The organism is Actinokineospora bangkokensis, from assembly GCF_001940455.1.
In the GTDB taxonomy this organism is placed as follows: Bacteria; Actinomycetota; Actinomycetes; order Mycobacteriales; family Pseudonocardiaceae; genus Actinokineospora; species Actinokineospora bangkokensis.
Window position 1 is genome coordinate 689170 of record NZ_MKQR01000026.1, and the last position, 17865, is coordinate 707034.

Here is a 17865-nt window from a genome sequence, read left to right on the forward strand (position 1 = left end):
TCGGCGCCGCGCCGAGGGGCCCCGCGCCTACGTGAGGAAGTCGGTGAGCATCCGGCGGGCGGCGGCGCGGGGGTCGGGGTTGACCTCGATGAGCGCGTTGACCACCGCGCCGTCGACCAGGGCGATCAGCTGCTCCAGCCGCCCGGCGGCCACCGGGCGGCCGAAGCGGTCGAAGGCCTGGGCGAGCAGCACGCGCAGCTCCTCGCCCAGCGCCAGGGTCAGCGGCCGCAGGTAGGGCCTGCGGCCGGTGGCGACCAGGCGCTCGTAGCGCAGCAGCACGGCCTCGGCGTCGTTGTCGCCGGGCGGGCCCAGCAGCAGGTCCAGCACCAGCCGGATGAGCCCGGCGGTGTCGGCGGCGCTGGTGTCGGCGGCGTCGAGGGCGGCGCGGCCCCAGCGCAGCTCGGTGCGCCCGTGGTGCTCGACGGCGGCGGCGATGAGGTCGTCGAGGCGGTCGAAGTAGTAGGTGGTCGAGGCCAGCGGCAACCCGGCCCGCTCGGCCACCGCCCGGTGCCGGACGGCGTCGAAGCCGCCCTCGACCAGCAGGGTCGTGGCGGCCTCGACGAGGGCCTGCTTGCGGCGTTCGCCCTTGGGGGTGGTCACGGTGGTCCGGTCCGGGGTGTCGTTCGGCTGGTCGTCCGGGTCGGGTCAGAGCCCGGCGGCGAGCTTCTCCCCGATGGTGCGCAGCGCGGCGTCGTCCAGCGGCGGGGCGTCCGACCCGGCCAGCGGCTCCTGGGAGACCACCAGCACCTTGCCCGACCTCGCCGGGACCACCACGCCGATCGTGCCCTGCGGCCGGTCGCCCCACGGCGGCTGCGCCAGCTGCGCGCCCGCGGGCGCCAGCAGGATCGACACGACGCCCTTGTTCGGCCCGTTCTGCGCCGCCACGGCCCCGGAGCTCGCCCCGGCCGGGCAGGTCAGCGGGCTGGCCACGAAGGAGCCGCTGGTGGCGGTGGGGGCCGGGAGCTCGCCCGCGAGGGCAGCGGCGAGCTCCCGGTCCACACTGCCGCACCCGCGGGGGGTGCCGCCGGATTCACCGGCGCCCCCACCCGAGCCGCCTCCCTGCAAGGACGTCTCGGGCGAGGAGTTCGAGGGGGGTGCCTCCGGTCCGGTGGGGACGGTCAGCACCCGCGGTTCGCCACTGCTCGGTACCTCGTTCGGAGCAGCGGTCGCGTTACCCGATCCGGTGACGGGTGCGGCGGCCGCCGCTGAATCGTTACCGGACACCTGCTGCGGCACGATCGTCAGCGCGGCCGTGGCCACCCCGGTCACCACCAGCACGCCCAGGGCGGTGCCGCCCAGCACGCGGTTGCGCCTGCGGGTCAGCCGCGCGGACTCCGCGGCCACCTCGCCGGGGCCGAAGGACGGCGGGGGCGGGGTCGGGACCGCGTCCTCGAACAGCTCAGCGATCTTGCGCTCGTCCATCGTTCAGCTCCACCTCCTCGTCCGGGCACCGGCCTCGGTCCTGGCCCACCGCGCGCGGGCGCTCACGGCGTGGACCGCAGGTCGTCGAGCGCGTCGCCGAGCACCTCGCGCAGCGCCTCCAACCCGCGGGCGGTCTGGCTCTTCACGGTCCCCTCCGAGCAGCGCATCGCCTTGGCCGTGGCCGCGACGTCGAGCCCCTCGAGGAAGCGCAGCACCAGCGCCGCGCGCTGCCGGGGCGGCACCTTCGCCAACCCCTCCAGCAGCGCCGAGCGCGTGGCGACCCGCTCACCCACCTCGCGCTCGGGGGCCGGTGTCTCCGGGACCTCGTCGACACCGCGCTCCCGCCGCCAGGGGCGCCGGGTCTCGTCGATCATCGCCCGCACCACGCTGCGCCGGACGTAGGCGTCCAGGGCCTGCCGGTCCCGGATGCCGCGCCAGCGCCGGTGCAGGGCGACGAACGCCGTCTGCGCCAGGTCGTCCGCCCGGTGCCAGTCGCCGCAGAGCATGAACGCGGTGCGCCGCACGGCATCCCGCCGGGCGGCGAAGTACTCCGCGAACTCCTGCTCCTCGCGCTCTTCCACGCGGACGCTCTCCGCTCAGTCGTTCCGATGGGGGGACGGACGCACCACCGGTATAGGTTGCACGACGCCCCGGTGAGACCTGCGCCACCCCCACCCCCCGGGCGTGGCGGGTAGCCGCGCGGCCCGTGTGGTGTGATCGGATCGTGACCACACCGCGCCGGATCGACCTCAGGTCGGACACCGTGACCCAGCCCGACGAGACCATGCGCGTGGCGATGTCGGCCGCCCAGGTCGGCGACGACGTGCTCGACCACGACCCCACCGTGCGCAGGCTGGAGGAGCAGGTCGCGGCCACCCTGGGCACCGCGGCGGCGCTGTGGGTGCCCAGCGGCAGCATGGGCAACGTCATCGCGCTGGTGCTGCACCTCGACCGCGGCGACCGGTTCCTGGCCCCGCGCGGGGCGCACGTGCTGGACTCCGAGCTGGGCACCTCGGCGTGGCTGGCGGGCGGCATGCCGCACCCGCTGGAGTGGACGCACGGGCCCGGCCGGGTCTCCGCCGAGCAGGTCCGCCAGCTCGGCGCGGCGGGCGGGCCCTACTACGCGCTGCGCACCCGGCTGCTGTGCCTGGAGAACACCCACAACCTCGCGGGCGGCACGGTCACCCAGCCCGACGAGCACGCGCTGCTGGTGTCGGCGGCCAAGGAGGTGGGCCTGCGGGTGCACCTCGACGGCGCGCGGCTGTGGAACGCCTCGGTGGCCCTGGGCGTGCCGCCCGCGGCGCTGGCGGTCGGGGTGGACACCGTGCAGGTGTGCCTGAGCAAGGGCCTGGGCGCGCCGGTCGGCTCGGTGCTGGCCGGGCCCACCGCGCTGGTGGCCGAGGCGCGCCGGGTGCGCAAGATGCTCGGCGGCGGCCTGCGGCAGGTGGGGGTGCTGGCCGCGGCGGGCATCGTGGCGCTGGAGCGGGTGGCCGACCTGGCGGCCGACCACGCCAACGCCCGCGCGCTGGCCGACGGGCTCACCGAGCTGGGCTGGGACGTCGACCGGCCGCAGACCAACATCGTGCTCGCGCACGTGCCGGACGTGCGGGTGGCGCTGGCGAACCTGGCCAGGGTCGGGGTGCTGGCCACCCCGGTCGGCGCCGACGTGCGGTTCGTGACCCACCGCGACGTGCCCACCGCCGACATCGGGGAGGCGCTGCGCCGCATCGGGGCCGACCGGGTCAGCCCGGACCGGGCGGCCCGCGTCTGAGCGCGGCCTCGGCCAGCACCTCGCGCAGCGCGGCGACCTCCGCGCGCAGCGCCGCCACCTCGGCCCTGGTGGTCTCCTCGATCGACTCCTCGACCCCGGAGATCTTCTCCACGAACCAGGACGCGATGACGCCGGTGACCACGCCGAGCAGGGCGATCCCGCCGACCATGAGGCTGACCGCCACCAGCCGCCCCTCCGGGGTGACCGGGTAGCGGTCGCCGTAGCCGACGGTGGAGATCGTCGTCATCGTCCACCACAGCGCGTCCCCGAACCCGGTGATGGTGGCGTCCGGGCTGCGCCGCTCGGCGTCGTAGACCGCGAGGGCCGCGCAGAACACCACCAGCGCGGTGGTGCCCGCGACGTAGACGCCGATGCGGCCGCGGAAGTCCGCCCCCAGCCGCTTGTTGAGCACCTTGAACACCGTGACCAGCCGCAGCGCGCGCAGCTGCCGCACCATCGGCAGGGCCACCGCGAGCAGGTCGAACAGGTGCCGCCAGACGAACCGACCCTTGTTGCGGGCCAGGCTGAAGCGCACCGCGTACTCGGCGGCGAACACCGCCCAGATGACCCACAGGGCCACCTCCAGCACCCCGTGCAGCCGCGGCGACGACCCGGCGCCGAGGACCTGCCAGGCGTAGGTGCCCAGGAAGGCGACCGCCAGCGAGGTCATGGCCCAGTCGGTGCGCGCCTCCCACCGGGAGAGCCGCTGTTCAGGATCGTCCCGCCCGCTCACGGACGCCATCTTGCGCGGCGCGCCCGGTCAGCACAATGTGGACGGACCCGGCGAGGTCCCCGCGGCCCGCGGGTGGGCGGGTCCGTGCGGCACGACCTAGCCGCGGATCTGGCGGTTGCGGTTGCCGCCGAGCGACTTCTTGGCGGCGCCGTAGGCGATGACGCCGACGGTGGCGACGGCGGCGACGAGGAGCAGCGTCCCGATCGCCTTGAAGATGAACCCGATGACGCTGAAGGCGATCCAGATGACGATGATCGCGCCGATGACCTTGAGCAGCACGGCTGTTCCTCCCCGAGACAGTTACCCCTCCAACGGGCGGGCCGGGGCGTTCGTTCCCAACCAGGGCCCCAGCCTGCGCAGGCCCTCGCGCACGTCCTCGGTGCTCCCGGCGAAGGAGAACCGGATCCAGCGCCGCCCGTCCACCGGGTCGAAGTCCACCCCCGGCACCACCGCGACGCCGGTGTCGGCGAGCAGGCGGTGGCAGAACGACATCGAGTCGTCGGTGAGGTGGGCGACGTCGGCGTAGGCGTAGAAGGCGCCGTCGGCGGGCGCCACCCGGGTGATGCCCAGCGCCGCGAGCCCGGAGAGCAGCACCTGCCGGTTCACCGCGTAGCGGGCGACGTGCGCGTCCTGCTCGGCGTAGGTCTCCTCGGCGAACGCCGCCACGGCGGCCTGCTGGGACAGGGTGGGCGGGCAGATGGTGAAGTTCGCGGTCAGGCACTCCACGGCGTAGCGCAGTTGCTGGGGCACCAGCAGCCAGCCCAGCCGCCACCCGGTCATGCCCCAGTACTTCGAGAACGAGTTGACCACGATGGACTCGCGGGTGGTGGCCCAGGCGGTCGCGGTGCGCGCGCCGTAGGAGATGCCGTGGTAGATCTCGTCGCTGACCAGGCGCGTCCCGTTCGCGGTGCACCACGCGGCCAGGTCGGCCAGCTCCTCGGGCGCGAGGACGGTGCCGGTCGGGTTGGCCGGGCTGGCCACCACCACCCCCGCCAGCGGACCCGCCGCCGCCAGGTCCGCGGGGGTGGGGCGCAGGGTGGGCAGGTCGACGACCTCGCAGCCCAGCGCGGTGAGGATGTTGCGGTAGGCCGGGTAGCCGGGCCGGGTGAGCGCCACCCGGTCGCCCGCGTCGAAGGCGGCCAGGAACGCCAGCAGGAACCCGCCGCTGGACCCGGTGGTCACCACCACGTCCGCCGGGTCGACGTGCGTGCCGTACCAGCGGTCGTAGTGGCCCGCGATGGCCGCGCGCAGCGCGGGCAGCCCCAGCGACTCGGTGTAGCCGGGGTCGGCGGACACCGCGTCCGCCACCGCCGCCCGCACCGCGGCCGGGGCGCCGGTGGCGGGCTGGCCGGCCGCGAACGACACCACGTCGCCGTGCGCGCGCTGCCGGGCGTTGGCCGCGGCCAGCACGTCCATCACGTAGAACGGCGGGACCTGGGCGCGGGCGGCGACCTTCAACGGGTGCATGCCCGCACCCTAGGTCGTGCCCGGCACCCCCCGGGTCAGTAGCCCACGTACCCGCCGCCGCCGTGGGTGGCCTTGATGCCGGGCACGCCGGAGAGCGACCCGTACCGCTTGATCGCGTAGTTCACGCCTGCGCAGATGTTGTCCACCGGGTTCCAGATGTCGCCGTGCCCGGGCAGCTTGTAGGACTGGAACGTGGGGTCGATCGTCTGCATGAGGCCCTTGGACGGGGTGCCCTTGGCGGCGTTGGAGTCCCAGTTGTTGATCGCGTTGGGGTTGCCGCTGGACTCGTGCTGGATGATCTCCCAGATCAGCTGCTTGTCCTGCTCGGTGACGTTGATGCCCGCCTTGCGCAGCTCCTCGACGGCCTCGTCGATCCACTGCTGGACGTTGCCCGGCGGCCTGCTCGACGGCGGCGCGCCGCTGGAGCCGGACCCGCCGGACCCGCCCCCGGGCTCACCGCCGCCGCCCCCGCCGGAGCTGGAGCCCCCGCCGGACCCGCCGCCGGAGTCGGAGCCGCCGCCCCCACCGCCGCCGCCGGTGCTCGCCGGGGTCGCGGTGGCCGTCCCGCTGCCGCCCGCGCTCGCCGCCGACGTGCCGCCGCCGACCTGCACCGGGCTGGGGGTCCACTCGACGCCGTGCCCCGGGCCGGGGGTGAACGCCTGGCCGTTGGGGTCGGGGATCGCGGAGAACGTGGGGCCGACCGTCCCCATCCGGCCCTTGAGGGTCGTCGCGGCGGTCTCCAGGGCCCGGTCGGCGTTGCCGATCTGCTCGTTGACCCGGCCCGCGTACCCGCTCGCCAGGCCCTCCACGTACTGCAACCGCTCCTCGGGGGTGGCCTCCGGGTGCGCGTTGACCCAGCTCATCGCGTTGTCGTAGAGCTCGCCGAACACGCCCTCCAGCGCGTCCCTGGCGCCCTGGACGCCCGTCGCCGCCGAGCTGAGGTCGCTCGCGGCGGCGGTCAGCGCGTCGTTGAGCGAGGTGCCCGCCTTGGCCACGCCGCCCATGTAGCCGACGAACGCGTCCGCGGAGGCGCCCTGCCAGGCCCCGTCGAGCTGCTTGACCGACCCGTCGAGCTTGCCCAGGGCGTCGACCGCCGCCGAGCCCGCCGTGGTGAACCGGGTGCCCAGGTCCGCGATCACCGAGGGCTGGGCGGTGTAGACCTTGTCCGCCGCCGCGGCCAGGCGGGCGGCCGTGCCACCCAGGCTCGCGGCGGAGTCCTTCGCGGTCATCGCCGCCCCCCGCCGACCGCGGTGAGCGACTGGGTCGCCGCCTGCTCGGTGTTCGCCACGGAGGTGCCGATGGCGTCGAGGGCGTGGTTGACCTGGTCCAGCAGCGCCCCCGCCCGGTCCAGCTCGGTGCCCGCGGCGGTGGCCAGCGCCCGCACCGCCTCGGCCAGGGCGCCGGAGCTGGGCAGCTGCCCGAAGGCGGCCGCGTCCACCTCCACCGGCAGGCCGTCCCCGGCCGCGGCGACCGGCCCGGCCTGGCCCGCGACGGCGGCCCGGCACTGCTCGATGGCCTGCAGGTTGTAGTTCGCGCCCGTCACCGGCGACCCCCTGGGTGGTGGCAGTTCCGTGGTGCGGCTGAGACGAGCGGGGCGCCCCGTCGGTTCCCCACGGGGTCAGACTTCGTCCAGCAACTCCCACACGCACGCCGAGAGCCGCGCGTTGTCCGCGGGGCCGATCGTGCTCCACATCCGCCCGTCCGGGCTGGGCCTGGCCAGGTAGACGTAGCGGCCCGCCTCGGTGTCGTGGAAGGCCACGACCCGCTCCGCCCGCTGCCGCCTGCGCTCGCGGCCGGTGCTGCGCTCGGCGCCGAACTGCCCGCGCGCGGTGACACCGGTGAGCATCGACGCCAGCGCCTGCGCGTCGGCCAGCAGCACCCCGCCCTGGTACAGCGTGGTGACCATGCCCTGCGGGTTGCCGCCCGCGGCCTTGTCCGCCTCCAGCAGCAGCTCGGTCGGCAGCGTCACCGAGCGCCCCGGCCCGGCGGGGGCGGAGCCGGAGATCGACACGGCCGCCTCGGCCAGCGCGGTCGGCCGGGCGGGGATGAGCCACACCTCGTCGTTGTCCACCGCGGCGAGCACCGCCTGCTCGGCGCCCGCGGCGGCGAACGAGCGGATCTGCCGGTCGGTCCACACCCAGCCGTCGACGCTCACCTTGGGGTGGGCGAGCAGGGTCAGCGCGTCCACCAGCTCCGGCACCGCCCGGCCGCGGCTGACCAGCCCGCGCGCCTGCAACCCGTCGAGCGCGGCAGCCACCAGCGCGGCCCGCTCGGTGTGCGTGGTACCGGGGCTGGGCACGTCGAACGCCACGTGCCTGCGGGGCAGCCGCTCGGCCTCCCACAGCACGTCCAGCTCCAGGGCCGACAGGACCGTGGTGGTCGCCGCGGTCCCCCTCACTCGTCCTGGCCGAGCACCGGGGAGACGACCATCCGCTCGTCGCCGAACACGTCGTCGGAGTCGATGCCGTACTTGCGCACGTGCTCCTCGTCCTCGTCGCCGCCCGCCCCGGCGCCCGCGGCGGCGGGGGACATCAGCGAGGACCCGCCGCGCCCGCCCCGCGCCCCGCCCAACCGCTCGGCGTTGCGCGCCGCGCGCGCCTCCTCCTCACCCGCCCCGGCCAGCGGCGTCTTGCCGTTCGCGCGCCCCTCGGCGCCCTCGGCCCCGGGCGCCCCGGCCACCGCGCCCCGACCACCGCGCACGACCCGGTCCTTCTCCAGCGACGAGCCGATCCCGGCCCCGGCGCCCCCGGCGGCGGCGATGCCCGCGGCGGTCGCGGCCCCGTCGACGAAGCCCAGCGGCACCCCCGGCCGCACCCCGCCCAGGCCCCCGCCGCCGAACGCCAGCCCACCCGGGTTGGCGCCGGTGGGGCCGATCGCGGCGAGCCTGCCGGGCCCGTTCGGGCCGCCCACCCCCGGGCTGCCGGGGCTGTTCGGGGTGCCGGTGCCGCCCGCGCCCCCGCCACCACCGCCGCTGCCGCCGGAGATCCCCGAGAAGCCCGCCACACCGCCCTGGCCCGCGCCGACGCTCACGCCACCGGGCGAACCGGGCGCGCCGGAGCCGCCGGTCGGCGTGTAGGACCCGGGGCTGCTGGTGAAGCCCTGCGCGGAGGTCTGCCCCAGCTCCGGCGCGGGCTTGGCCACCAGGTCGAGCCCGGGCGGCACGGGCAGCGTCCGCGCCCCCGCGATCGCCGACTGGCTGCCCTGGCTGTACCCGTTCATCGCCGCCGCGGCCGCGTCGTGCGCCGCCCGCGTCTGCTCCACCTTGGCGGCGTGGTCGGTGGTGTACCCGAACGACCCGAGCACGTCGTCCACCACGGTGGTCTGGGTCGGCCCCCGCAGCTCCCCGCCCTGCGGCGCGGAGTTGCGCGTGGAGTCGAACACCGCCCCCTGCACGTTCACGTTCGCCCCGGTCGCGTCCACCCGCACCCCGGCGTCCTCCGCGAACACCGACGCCTGCCGCGTGGCCTCCATGCCGCCCTCGGAGGCGTTGCCCTCCCAGGCCACGCCGATCTTGGCGAGCTCGTTGCGCAGGGTCCGGTCGGTGCGCTCCAGGCTCTGGGAGAGCTGCTTGAGCGCGTCGACGGCCTCGTTGAGGCTGCTGGACCCCGGCCCCTTGCGCAGCCCGTCGAGCTGGCCAGCGAGCTGCTGGAAGCTGTAGCCCTCGAAGCGGAGGTCGCCCAGCCCGTAGTCGTTCGCCATGTCAGCCCCTCACCTCGACGCCTTCAGGGTGGTCACCGCGAGCCCGGCGGCCTGCTCGCTCATCTGGCACACCTGCTGCTGGGAGAACTTGCCGATGGACACCGGCACCGCGTCGACCTTGAGCTGCTGGTCGTCGGCCACGTCCACGGTGGTCGTGCAGTTGCTCTCGGTCTCGCCCGCCTCGGCGCCCGCGAGGGTGTAGCGCGCGGCGCCGTAGCCCGCGACGGACACCAGCTCGGCGTCGACGTTGCGCTGCCCGTCGAGCCAGGGCGCGATGCCCTCGGAGGTCACCGCGGACACCACGAAGTAGTAGTAGTTGCCGCCCCCGCCCGCGTTGAGCAGGCACTGCTTGGAGCCCTCGAACGGCGCCGAGCTGTCGGTCCTGGCCTGGGACCTGGTGATGCCGAGCTGCTTCTGCTGGTCGGCGCTGAGCAGCGCGCACGGGTCCACCGAGTCGAGCGGGAGCGCGGCCGGGCGCGGCGGGATGGCCACGGTCGGAGTCGGCTCGCCGGTGGTGGTGCTGGTGGGCTCGCTGCCGCCGCCCCCGCCGCCCCCGGCCACCGCGGTGCCGCCTTCGGTGCTCGTGCACGCGGAGGCGCCGATCGCCAGCGCGGCGACCGACCCGACCAGCAGCACCCGGCTACGCAACGCGCGGCCCCCCGAGGGCCTGGGTGATCTGCTCCTCGTTGTACCCGTAGTCCCGCGCGGTGGCCTGCAACTGCTCGACGAGCTTGTTCAGCCCCTCGATGTACTGGCGGACGCGGTTGGCGTACGAGTCGCCCTTCTGGACCAGGATGTCGTTCCAGGAGCGCGCCATCCTGGTGGAGACGTCGTCGGTGCCGGGCGCGGCGATGGTGAGCTTGTCGTAGGCGGCGGCGAAGTCCGCCTGCAGCTCGTTGACCTGGTCCTGGATGACCTTGGCGGCGAGCAGCACGTTCTCGTGGTCGACGACGAAGCGACCACCGCCACCGCCGCCGGGTTGGGCGTCCAGCAGGCCCTCGACGGTGCGCAGGGCACCCCCGACGAGTCCCCCGACCAGGTTGACCAGCGGATTGCCGTCCATCCCGCGCACCCCCGCACACACATCGCGACGTCGTCTGCTCCGCAGGTTACCAACGGACCGCCGGCTCCCACTGGGAGTTGGACGCACGGAGGAGGGGTGCGGTTCCCCCTCAGCGGGTGGCGGGGACGGCCACCTGGCCCTCGACCGCGCGCAGGGCGATGTCGGTGCGGTGGTGCGAGCCGGGCAGGTGCACGCCCTCGACCCGCCGGTAGGCGTCCTCCCGGGCGCCCGCCAGGTCAGGGCCGGTGCCGACCACCGACAGCACCCGCCCACCGGCGCTGACCAGCGCCCCGTCGTCGCGCCGCCGGGTGCCCGCGTGCAGCACCCCCTCACCCTCGCCCCCGGTGATGGGGTCACCCGTCCGGGGCCGCCCGGGGTACCCCTCGGCGGCCACCACCACGGTCACGGCGGCCCCGTCGGCCCACTCCAGCGGCGGGTGCTGCGCCAGCGCCCCGGTCGCAGCGGCGTGCAGGAGGGTCGACAGCGGGCTGCGCAGCAGGGCGAGCACCGCCTGGGTCTCGGGGTCGCCGAACCGGCAGTTGAACTCGATGACCTCCGGCCCGTTCGAGGTCAGCGCCAACCCGGCGTAGAGCAGCCCGGAGAACGGCACCCCCCGCGCGGCCATCTCGTCCACGGTGGGCTGCACGACCCGCGCCACCACGTCCTCGACCAGCCCCTCCGGCGCCCAGGGCAGCGGCGAGTACGCCCCCATCCCGCCGGTGTTGGGCCCGGAGTCCCCGTCCCCGACCCGCTTGAAGTCCTGCGCGGGCAGCAGCGGCACCACGGTCCGCTCCTCGTCCACCAGGCAGAACAACGACACCTCGGGCCCGTCCAGGAACGATTCGAGCAGCACGGGGTGCCCCCCGTCCAACAACGTCATCGCGTGCGCCCGAGCGGCCCGCAGGTCGGAGGTGACCACCACCCCCTTGCCCGCCGCCAACCCGTCGTCCTTCACCACCCACGTCGGCCCGAACCGCCCCAGCGCCGCGTCCAACCGAGCCGGGTTGTCCACCACCTCGCTGCGGGCCGTGGGCACCCCCGCCGCCACCATCACGTCCTTGGCGAAAGCCTTCGACCCCTCGATCCGCGCCGCCCCGGCCCCCGGGCCGAAGCACGCCACCCCCGCCCCCCGCAACGCATCAGCCACCCCGGCCACCAGCGGCCCCTCCGGCCCCACGACGACCAGATCAGCCCCCCACCGCCGCGCCAGCTCCACCACAGCCCCGGGGTTCCCCGCATCCACCCCGTAGGTCTCCGCCAACCCCGCGATCCCGGCGTTGCCCGGCGCACAAGCCAACGCCACCACCCCCGGGTCCCCGGACAACGCGAGGACAAGGGCATGTTCGCGGGCACCAGCCCCAACAACCAGGACGCGCACGGCACCAAAGCCTAGAGCCTCCCACCCCGAACGGCGTAACCGACCATCCCCGGCACCCCCATGCCCCGTGGCGAAGCCCATCCCCAAACAACGCCACCCCCACCCCGCAAACCATGGTGCCCAGCCCCACCACCAGTTCGGCACCCCCAACACCGCTCAGCTGAGCAAAAGGTCATGGGCTTTGCTCAGACCCCGGCCTGACCCAGTCCCGGCCGCTCGTAGCTCGGGAGGTGGCGTGTCCAGGGTGGGCAAAGCCCATCGCGAAGCGACGCCCGCAGGGCGCCCTTGACTCGCCACCTCCCGAGTTACACACTCGCGGCCCTTGAGGACAGGCCCCCCACTAGGCCCAGCACCCCGTCCACACCGAGCCCCACTCCACCTGCCCCCACCGCGCCCCATGAACCCCCGTCCACATCGAGCCAAGATCAACTCCACGCGCCCCCACGCGTCACCATCCGCAGCCCCCACCCACCCAAGGGGCTCTGGTCCCTTGCGGCCATTCTACCCGCTGACCAGCGCAAACAAGCCCCAAACGATCTTGCCTGTGGATAACCCCGCCCGAAATGACCGGAACAGCGCCACCGCATCGGGTGAAGTTGGGCATCTGGCGTTCATGCGGTCGTGGGGTGGTGGACGCCTCGGCTTCGGGCTGGGTGGTGAGGGTGTGGTCACTCATCTCGGGAGGTCGGATGTCGTTCGGGCGAGTTGTGGGGGTTGCCGTGGCTTCTGCGGCGTTGGTCGGGGTGGCGCTGGGGTCCAGCGCCTCGGCGGGGCCGGAGGTGGCGCAGCGGCACGGGCAGGAGGCGGGGCCGCTGGTGATCGGGCACCGGGGGGCGTCGGGGTACCGGCCGGAGCACACGCTGGCGAGCTACGAGCTGGCGGCGCGGATGGGCGCGGACTACATCGAGCCGGACCTGGTGTCCACGAAGGACGGGGTGCTGGTGGCGCGGCACGAGCCGGAGATCGGGGGGACGACCGACGTCGCCGAGCACCCCGAGTTCGCCTCGCGCAAGACGACCAGGGACCTGGACGGGGTCCGGGTGACCGGGTGGTTCACCGACGACTTCACCCTGGCCGAGCTCAAGACGCTGCGGGCGACCGAGCGGATCCCGGACCTGCGCCAGGAGAACACGATCCACAACGGCCGGTACGAGGTGCCGACGCTGCAGGAGGTCATCGACCTCAAGAACCGGCTGTCCCGGGAGCTGGGCCGCGACATCGGCATCTACCCGGAGACCAAGCACCCGACGTACTTCCAGCGGCTCGGCCTGGCGCTGGAGCCGAAGCTGGTGCAGGCGCTCAACCGCAACGGGCTGAACACCCCGAAGGCGAAGGTGTTCGTGCAGTCGTTCGAGGTGGCCAACCTCAAGCAGCTGCACCGCGAGCTGCGGGTGCCGCTGGTGCAGCTGACGTCGGCCAGCGGGCGCCCCTACGACTTCACCGCCGCCGGTGACCCGCGCACCTACGCCGACATCGTCAGCGCGCGGGGCCTCAAGGAGGTCGCGACGTACGCCGCGGGCGTGGGCCCGGACAAGAACCAGGTCATCACCCGCGACGCCGCGGGCAACCTCGCCGCGCCCACCGCCCTGGTGGCCGACGCGCACGCGGCGGGCCTGAAGGTGCACCCCTACACCTTCCGGGCGGAGAACAGCTTCCTGCCCAAGGACCTGCGCTCGGACGCGGTCGCGGCCGACTACGGCGACCTGTTCGGCGAGCTGCGCGCGTTCTGGCGCGCGGGCGTCGACGGCGTGTTCAGCGACAACCCGGACATCGCGGTGGCCTCCCGCGCGGAGAACTTCCCGCGCTCCTGACCGCCCGACCCCGCGACGGCCGTCCACCCCTTCCCCGGTGGGCGGCCGTCGCCGTGCGGTCAGTCCCGGGAGAGGGCGGCCTCCTCCAGGTCGAGCTCGCGCTGGACGCGGCGGAGGATCTCGTCGTCGATGTCGCCGCGGTCGCGGGCGGCGACGAACTCGGCCCGCTCGGCGGCGAGCATCTCCCGGCGCAGGCGGCGGAAGGACGCCGAGGGCGGTTCCTCCTCCTGGCGGCCGAGCCGCTCCCAGGCGGCGTTGCCGCGGTGCTCGGCGAGGGCGCGCAGGCGGTGGGCGACGTGCTCCGGCACGCCGTCGGTCAGCTCGTCCAGCCGGGACACCGCGGCGATGGCGGCGTTGTTCTGCACCTGGGCCTCGGCGAGCACGCGCTCGGTGCCGTCGGTGTCGCGCACGTCGAGGCGGCGGATCACCGCGGGCAGGGTCAGGCCCTGGAGCAGCAGGGTGCCGACGGTGACGACGAAGGTCAGCAGCAGCACCACCTCGCGGCCGGGCATCTCCAGCGGGATCGCCGCGGCGGCGGCCAGCGACACCACGCCGCGCATCCCGGCCCAGCCGATCACCGACACCTGCCGCCACCCCGGGGCCGGTTCGCGCTCGCGGATGCGCCGGGAGGACCACCTCGGCAGGTACGCCGAGGGGAAGACCCAGGCGAACCGCACCAGGATGGCCGCGAGCAGCACCGCGCCGGAGGCCGCCACCAGCGACCAGTCCGGCTGGGCGTCCTCGATGACGGTGCGCACCTGCAACCCGATCAGGGCGAACACCAGCGACTCCAGCAGCACGTCCAGCGACCGCCAGACCGCCGTCTCCTGCAACCGCGTCGAGTACCCGGCGGCGGGGGCGTTGTGGCCCAGGTAGAGGCCCGCGACGACGACGGCCAGCACGCCGGAGGTGTGCAGCTCCTCGCCGAGCAGGTACGCGGCGAACGGCACGAGCATCCCGAGCGCGCTCTCCGGCACCCCGTCGCCGAGGCGCATCCGCACCCAGTGCACCGCCACGCCCAGCACCAGCCCCACGGCCACGCCGCCGACGGCCGCGGCGAGGAACGTCAGCGCGCCCCGGCCCCAGGAGATCGACGAGCCCGCGACCGCGGCGGCCACGGCGACCTTGTAGGCGGTCAGCGCCGTCGCGTCGTTGCCCAGGCTCTCGCCTGTGAGCAGCGTCATGGCCCGGCGCGGCAGCCCGAGCCTGCGCCCGATGGCCACGGCGGCCACCGCGTCGGGCGGCGCCACCACCGCCCCGAGCACCAGCGCCGCGGCCAGCCCCAGCTCAGGCACCACCCAGTACGCCACCATCCCGACCACGGCGGTCGAGGCCAGCACCAACCCCACGGCCAGCAGCCCGATGGGCCGGATGTTGGCCTTGATGTCGAGGTAGGAGCTGTCCAGCGCGGCGGAGTACAGCAGCGGCGCGAGCACCAGCGGCAGCACCAGCTCCGGGTCGATGCGGAACTCCGGCACACCGGGTATGAACGACACGCCGATGCCCACCGCGGTCAGCACCAGCGGTGCGGGCCAGTCCACCTTCTTCGCCAGCACCGCGACCGCCAACGACCCGACCACCAACAGCAGCAGCTCCACGCGCACCTCCATCCCGTGCGCGATGGTGCCCCACGATGCCCCCGGGAGGACACCCCATGACTTGCGCGCACACCGAAGACCTCCCCGCCGCTACAACCGCGGACGCCACCGATTTCTGCCCGGACTGCCGCGCCGCCGGCTACCAGGTGTGGGTGCACCTGCGCCAGTGCCTCACCTGCGGCCACGTCGCGTGCTGCGACTCCAGCCCGCACCGGCACGCCACCGCCCACCACGAGGCGACCGGGCACCCGGTGATGCGCTCCTACGAGCCCGGCGAGAACTGGCGGTGGTGCTACCTGGACAAGGCCCTGGTGTGACCGGGGGTCAGCGCCCGACCAGCGGCAGGACGCCCTCGGCGAACCAGTAGGCCTCCTCCAGGTGCGGGTAGCCGCTGAGGATGAACTCGTCGATGCCGACCGCCCGGTACTGCTCGACGAGCGCGGCGACCTCGGCGTGGCTGCCGACCATGGCGGTGCCCGCCCCGCCGCGCACGAGGCCGACGCCCGCCCACAGCCCGGGGTGGACCTCCAGGGCGCGGGCGTCGTCGGTGCGCCTGCCCCGGTGCAGCTCGCGCATCCGCTGCTGCCCGGTGGACTGGCTGGTGGCCAGCACCTGCTGGGCGGCGGCGACCTGGTCGGGGTGCAGGGCGTCGAGCAGGCGCTGGGCCTCGCGCCAGGCGTCCTCGGAGGTGTCGCGGGTGATGGTGTGCAGCCGCAGCCCGAACCGCAGCGGCCGGGGGGTCAGCGCCCGCACGGCCGCGATCTTGTCCGCGACCTGCTCCGGTGGCTCGCCCCAGGTGAGGTAGACGTCGGCGTGGTCGGCGGCGACGGGCAGCGCCGCGCGGGAGGAGCCGCCGAAGTAGATCGGGGGCACGGGGTCGGGCGGGGCGAGGGTGGTGGCGCCGGTGATCTCGTAGTGCCTGCCGCTGTGGTCGACCGGCTCGGCGCCCCACGCGCCGCGCAGCACGGTGAGGAACTCGTCGGCGCGGGCGTAGCGGGTGTCGTGGTCGGCGGTGTCGCCGAAGCGCCGCTGCTCGGCCTCGTCCCCGCCCGCGACGACGTTGAGCAGCAACCGCCCGCCGGACACCCGCTGGTAGGTCGAGGCCATCTGCGCGGCGAGGGTGGGGCTGATCAACCCCGGCCGGAAGGCGACCAGGAACTTCAGCGTGCTGGTGTGCCCGAGCAGCGCGGCGGTGGTGATCCAGGCGTCCTCGCAGAACGTCCCGGTCGGGGTGAGCACCCCGGTGAACCCCAGCGACTCCGCCGCCCGCGCCACCTGGGCCAGGTAGTCCAGGGTGGGCGGGCGGTGCGCCGACTGCTCGGCCCGCTGCGCGTGGAACCGCTCCACGATGGTGCGGCCGTCCCCGGCGGTGGGGAGGAACCAGTGGAAGGTCGGCGCCATGCACGCTCCCTGGGTCGGCGGTCCGCCCAGCTTGCGCCGCTGACACGGCCCCGGTCCAAGCCGTCCGCCATGCGGGACGCCCGTCCCGCGCGGGGACCGGACGCGCCGCGGGCAGGCAACCGGGTCGGCTGCCTGCCCGCGGGTGTGGGGGTGTGCCTAAGCCATCTCGTGGCGGACGATGGTCTGGTCTCGGCCGGGGCCGACGCCGATCGCGGAGACGCGGGCGCCCGCGAGCTCCTCGACCCGCTCGACGTAGGCGCGGGCGTTGGCGGGCAGCTCCGCCCAGGTGCGGCAGTGGCTGATGTCCTCGAACCAGCCGGGGAGCTCCTCGTAGACCGGGACGGCGTGGTGGAAGCCGGTCTGGGTCATGGGCATGTCGTCGCAGCGCTCGCCGTCGACCTCGTAGGCCACGCAGACGGGCACCTTCTCCAGGCCGGAGAGCACGTCGAGCTTGGTGAGGAAGTAGTCGGTGATGCCGTTGACGCGGCTGGCGTAGCGGGCGATGACCGCGTCGAACCAGCCGGTGCGGCGCAGCCGCTTGGTGGTGACGCCGATCTCGCCGCCGACCTTGCGCAGCCGCTCGCCCATGTCGTCGTGCAGCTCGGTGGGGAACGGCCCGGAGCCCACGCGGGTGGTGTAGGCCTTGAGGATGCCGATCACCGTGGTGATCCGGGTGGGGCCGATGCCGGACCCGGCCGAGGCGCCGCCGGAGGTCGGGTTCGACGAGGTCACGAACGGGTAGGTGCCGTGGTCGACGTCGAGCAGGGTGCCCTGCGAGCCCTCCAGCAGCACGACCTCGTCGCGTTCGAGGGCCTGGTTGAGCAGCAGCCGGGTGTCGGCGATGCGGTGGGCGAACCGCTCGGCGGCGCCGAGGACCTCGTCGACGACCCGCTCCGGTTCGAGCGCCTTGCGGTTGTAGACCTTCACCAGCATCTGGTTCTTGACGTCGAGCGCGGCCTCGACCTTCTGCCGCAGGATCTTCTCGTCGAGCACGTCCTGCACCCGCACGCCGACCCTGGCGACCTTGTCCTGGTAGGCGGGGCCGATGCCGCGGCCGGTGGTGCCGATCTTGGCCTTGCCGAGGTAGCGCTCGGTGACCTTATCGATCGCCACGTGGTAGGGCATGATCAGGTGCGCGTCGGCGGACAGCAGCAGCCGCGAGGTGTCGACGCCGCGGTCCTCCAGGCCCTTGAGCTCGGTGAGCAGCACGCCGGGGTCGACCACGACGCCGTTGCCGATGACGTTGGTCACGCCCGGGGTGAGGATGCCCGACGGGATCAGGTGCAGCGCGAAGTCCTGCCCGTCGGGCAGCACGACCGTGTGCCCCGCGTTGTTCCCGCCCTGGTACCGCACGACCCACTGGACCCGCTCGCCGAGCAGGTCGGTCGCCTTGCCCTTGCCCTCGTCGCCCCACTGGGCGCCGATCAGCACGATTGCCGGCATGTGAAACTCCAGGTGTTGGCAGTTGCCGAGACTGTTGACACCCGTTCCGCGCTGCCTCGGTGCGAATGCCGGTAACTGA

Annotated in this window: 19 protein-coding genes; 3 read left to right on the plus strand and 16 right to left on the minus strand. The window is 74.5% G+C overall.

Features of this window, described 5'->3' with window-relative positions:
- Nucleotides 1-27 precede the first annotated feature (27 nt).
- The 3 genes from BJP25_RS25935 to BJP25_RS25945 form a co-directional block, all read right to left on the minus strand.
- Nucleotides 28-600 carry a TetR/AcrR family transcriptional regulator gene (locus BJP25_RS25935; RefSeq protein WP_075977567.1) on the minus strand — a complete coding sequence of 191 codons (573 nt, stop codon included), beginning with the start codon at nt 598-600 and terminating at the stop codon, nt 28-30.
- A 45-nt stretch (nt 601-645) separates the two neighbouring features.
- A complete protein-coding gene (locus BJP25_RS25940) occupies nt 646-1422 on the minus strand; it encodes a hypothetical protein (RefSeq protein ID WP_075977568.1) in 777 nt (258 codons plus the stop codon).
- A gap of 62 nt (nt 1423-1484) precedes the next feature.
- Nucleotides 1485-2003 (minus strand): SigE family RNA polymerase sigma factor, encoded by a 519-nt coding sequence (locus tag BJP25_RS25945; RefSeq protein ID WP_075977569.1) that lies wholly within the window; start codon nt 2001-2003, stop codon nt 1485-1487.
- 143 nt (nt 2004-2146) lie between these two features.
- Here BJP25_RS25945 and BJP25_RS25950 point away from each other — a divergent pair, with 143 nt between their 5' ends.
- Entirely contained in the window at nt 2147-3193 is a 1047-nt protein-coding gene (locus BJP25_RS25950) for a threonine aldolase family protein (RefSeq protein WP_075977570.1), read from the plus strand.
- Here BJP25_RS25950 and BJP25_RS25955 read toward each other — a convergent pair.
- The 10 genes from BJP25_RS25955 to purD all read right to left on the minus strand — a co-directional run bounded on the left by BJP25_RS25955 (nt 3165) and on the right by purD (nt 11533).
- Entirely contained in the window at nt 3165-3926 is a 762-nt protein-coding gene (locus BJP25_RS25955) for a potassium channel family protein (RefSeq protein WP_233158254.1), read from the minus strand. The two genes, BJP25_RS25950 and BJP25_RS25955, sit on opposite strands and share 29 nt — an antisense overlap.
- 96 nt (nt 3927-4022) lie before the next feature.
- On the minus strand, nt 4023-4205 hold the full coding sequence (locus BJP25_RS25960) for a hypothetical protein (protein ID WP_075977572.1): 183 nt from the start codon (nt 4203-4205) through the stop codon (nt 4023-4025).
- Nucleotides 4206-4226: 21 nt separating this feature from the next.
- Nucleotides 4227-5393 (minus strand): aminotransferase class I/II-fold pyridoxal phosphate-dependent enzyme, encoded by a 1167-nt coding sequence (locus BJP25_RS25965; protein ID WP_075977573.1) that lies wholly within the window; start codon nt 5391-5393, stop codon nt 4227-4229.
- Nucleotides 5394-5428: 35 nt separating this feature from the next.
- Nucleotides 5429-6622 (minus strand): transglycosylase SLT domain-containing protein, encoded by a 1194-nt coding sequence (locus BJP25_RS25970; RefSeq protein ID WP_075977574.1) that lies wholly within the window; start codon nt 6620-6622, stop codon nt 5429-5431.
- A complete protein-coding gene (locus tag BJP25_RS25975) occupies nt 6619-6936 on the minus strand; it encodes a hypothetical protein (protein WP_075977575.1) in 318 nt (105 codons plus the stop codon). The genes BJP25_RS25970 and BJP25_RS25975 overlap by 4 nt, the downstream gene beginning before the upstream one ends.
- A gap of 75 nt (nt 6937-7011) precedes the next feature.
- On the minus strand, nt 7012-7791 hold the full coding sequence (locus BJP25_RS25980) for an ESX secretion-associated protein EspG (RefSeq protein WP_075977576.1): 780 nt from the start codon (nt 7789-7791) through the stop codon (nt 7012-7014).
- Nucleotides 7788-9092: a PPE domain-containing protein gene (locus BJP25_RS25985; RefSeq protein ID WP_075977577.1), complete on the minus strand. Its 1305-nt coding sequence runs from the start codon at nt 9090-9092 to the stop codon at nt 7788-7790. The genes BJP25_RS25980 and BJP25_RS25985 overlap by 4 nt, the downstream gene beginning before the upstream one ends.
- A gap of 9 nt (nt 9093-9101) precedes the next feature.
- Nucleotides 9102-9728, minus strand: a complete 627-nt coding sequence (locus BJP25_RS25990) for a DUF3558 domain-containing protein (protein WP_075977578.1) — start codon at nt 9726-9728, stop codon at nt 9102-9104.
- A gap of 4 nt (nt 9729-9732) precedes the next feature.
- Nucleotides 9733-10155, minus strand: a complete 423-nt coding sequence (locus BJP25_RS25995; RefSeq protein WP_075977579.1) for a PE domain-containing protein — start codon at nt 10153-10155, stop codon at nt 9733-9735.
- Between the two features lie 109 nt (nt 10156-10264).
- Entirely contained in the window at nt 10265-11533 is a 1269-nt protein-coding gene (gene purD / locus BJP25_RS26000) for a phosphoribosylamine--glycine ligase (protein ID WP_075977580.1), read from the minus strand.
- 689 nt (nt 11534-12222) lie between these two features.
- Here purD and BJP25_RS26005 point away from each other — a divergent pair.
- On the plus strand, nt 12223-13344 hold the full coding sequence (locus BJP25_RS26005) for a glycerophosphodiester phosphodiesterase (RefSeq protein WP_075977581.1): 1122 nt from the start codon (nt 12223-12225) through the stop codon (nt 13342-13344).
- A 59-nt stretch (nt 13345-13403) separates the two neighbouring features.
- Here the strand turns inward: BJP25_RS26005 and BJP25_RS26010 are convergent, their stop codons facing one another.
- Nucleotides 13404-14954, minus strand: coding sequence for a Na+/H+ antiporter (locus BJP25_RS26010; RefSeq protein WP_075977582.1), 1551 nt, complete (start codon nt 14952-14954; stop codon nt 13404-13406).
- Between the two features lie 44 nt (nt 14955-14998).
- Between BJP25_RS26010 and BJP25_RS26015 the strand changes: the two genes are divergently transcribed.
- Complete coding sequence (locus tag BJP25_RS26015; RefSeq protein WP_075977583.1) at nt 14999-15259, plus strand: UBP-type zinc finger domain-containing protein; 261 nt, start codon at nt 14999-15001, stop codon at nt 15257-15259.
- Between the two features lie 7 nt (nt 15260-15266).
- Here the strand turns inward: BJP25_RS26015 and BJP25_RS26020 are convergent, their stop codons facing one another.
- Together BJP25_RS26020 and BJP25_RS26025 are read right to left on the minus strand one after the other, a co-directional pair.
- A complete protein-coding gene (locus BJP25_RS26020) occupies nt 15267-16343 on the minus strand; it encodes an LLM class flavin-dependent oxidoreductase (protein ID WP_075977584.1) in 1077 nt (358 codons plus the stop codon).
- A 156-nt stretch (nt 16344-16499) separates the two neighbouring features.
- Complete coding sequence (locus BJP25_RS26025; protein ID WP_075977585.1) at nt 16500-17786, minus strand: adenylosuccinate synthase; 1287 nt, start codon at nt 17784-17786, stop codon at nt 16500-16502.
- Nucleotides 17787-17865: the final 79 nt, after the last annotated feature.

What these genes read in the sequence shown, in the direction of transcription:
- BJP25_RS25965 (WP_075977573.1), bottom strand. Translation starts at nt 5,393, where the DNA reads ATGCACCCGTTGAAGGTCGCCGCCCGCGCCCAGGTCCCGCCGTTCTAC.
- BJP25_RS25940 (WP_075977568.1), bottom strand. Translation starts at nt 1,422, where the DNA reads ATGGACGAGCGCAAGATCGCTGAGCTGTTCGAGGACGCGGTCCCGACC.
- BJP25_RS25995 (WP_075977579.1), bottom strand. Translation starts at nt 10,155, where the DNA reads ATGGACGGCAATCCGCTGGTCAACCTGGTCGGGGGACTCGTCGGGGGT.
- BJP25_RS25985 (WP_075977577.1), bottom strand. Translation starts at nt 9,092, where the DNA reads ATGGCGAACGACTACGGGCTGGGCGACCTCCGCTTCGAGGGCTACAGC.
- BJP25_RS26010 (WP_075977582.1), bottom strand. Translation starts at nt 14,954, where the DNA reads ATGGAGGTGCGCGTGGAGCTGCTGCTGTTGGTGGTCGGGTCGTTGGCG.
- BJP25_RS25970 (WP_075977574.1), bottom strand. Translation starts at nt 6,622, where the DNA reads ATGACCGCGAAGGACTCCGCCGCGAGCCTGGGTGGCACGGCCGCCCGC.
- BJP25_RS26020 (WP_075977584.1), bottom strand. Translation starts at nt 16,343, where the DNA reads ATGGCGCCGACCTTCCACTGGTTCCTCCCCACCGCCGGGGACGGCCGC.
- BJP25_RS26025 (WP_075977585.1), bottom strand. Translation starts at nt 17,786, where the DNA reads ATGCCGGCAATCGTGCTGATCGGCGCCCAGTGGGGCGACGAGGGCAAG.
- BJP25_RS26005 (WP_075977581.1), top strand. Translation starts at nt 12,223, where the DNA reads ATGTCGTTCGGGCGAGTTGTGGGGGTTGCCGTGGCTTCTGCGGCGTTG.
- BJP25_RS26015 (WP_075977583.1), top strand. Translation starts at nt 14,999, where the DNA reads ATGACTTGCGCGCACACCGAAGACCTCCCCGCCGCTACAACCGCGGAC.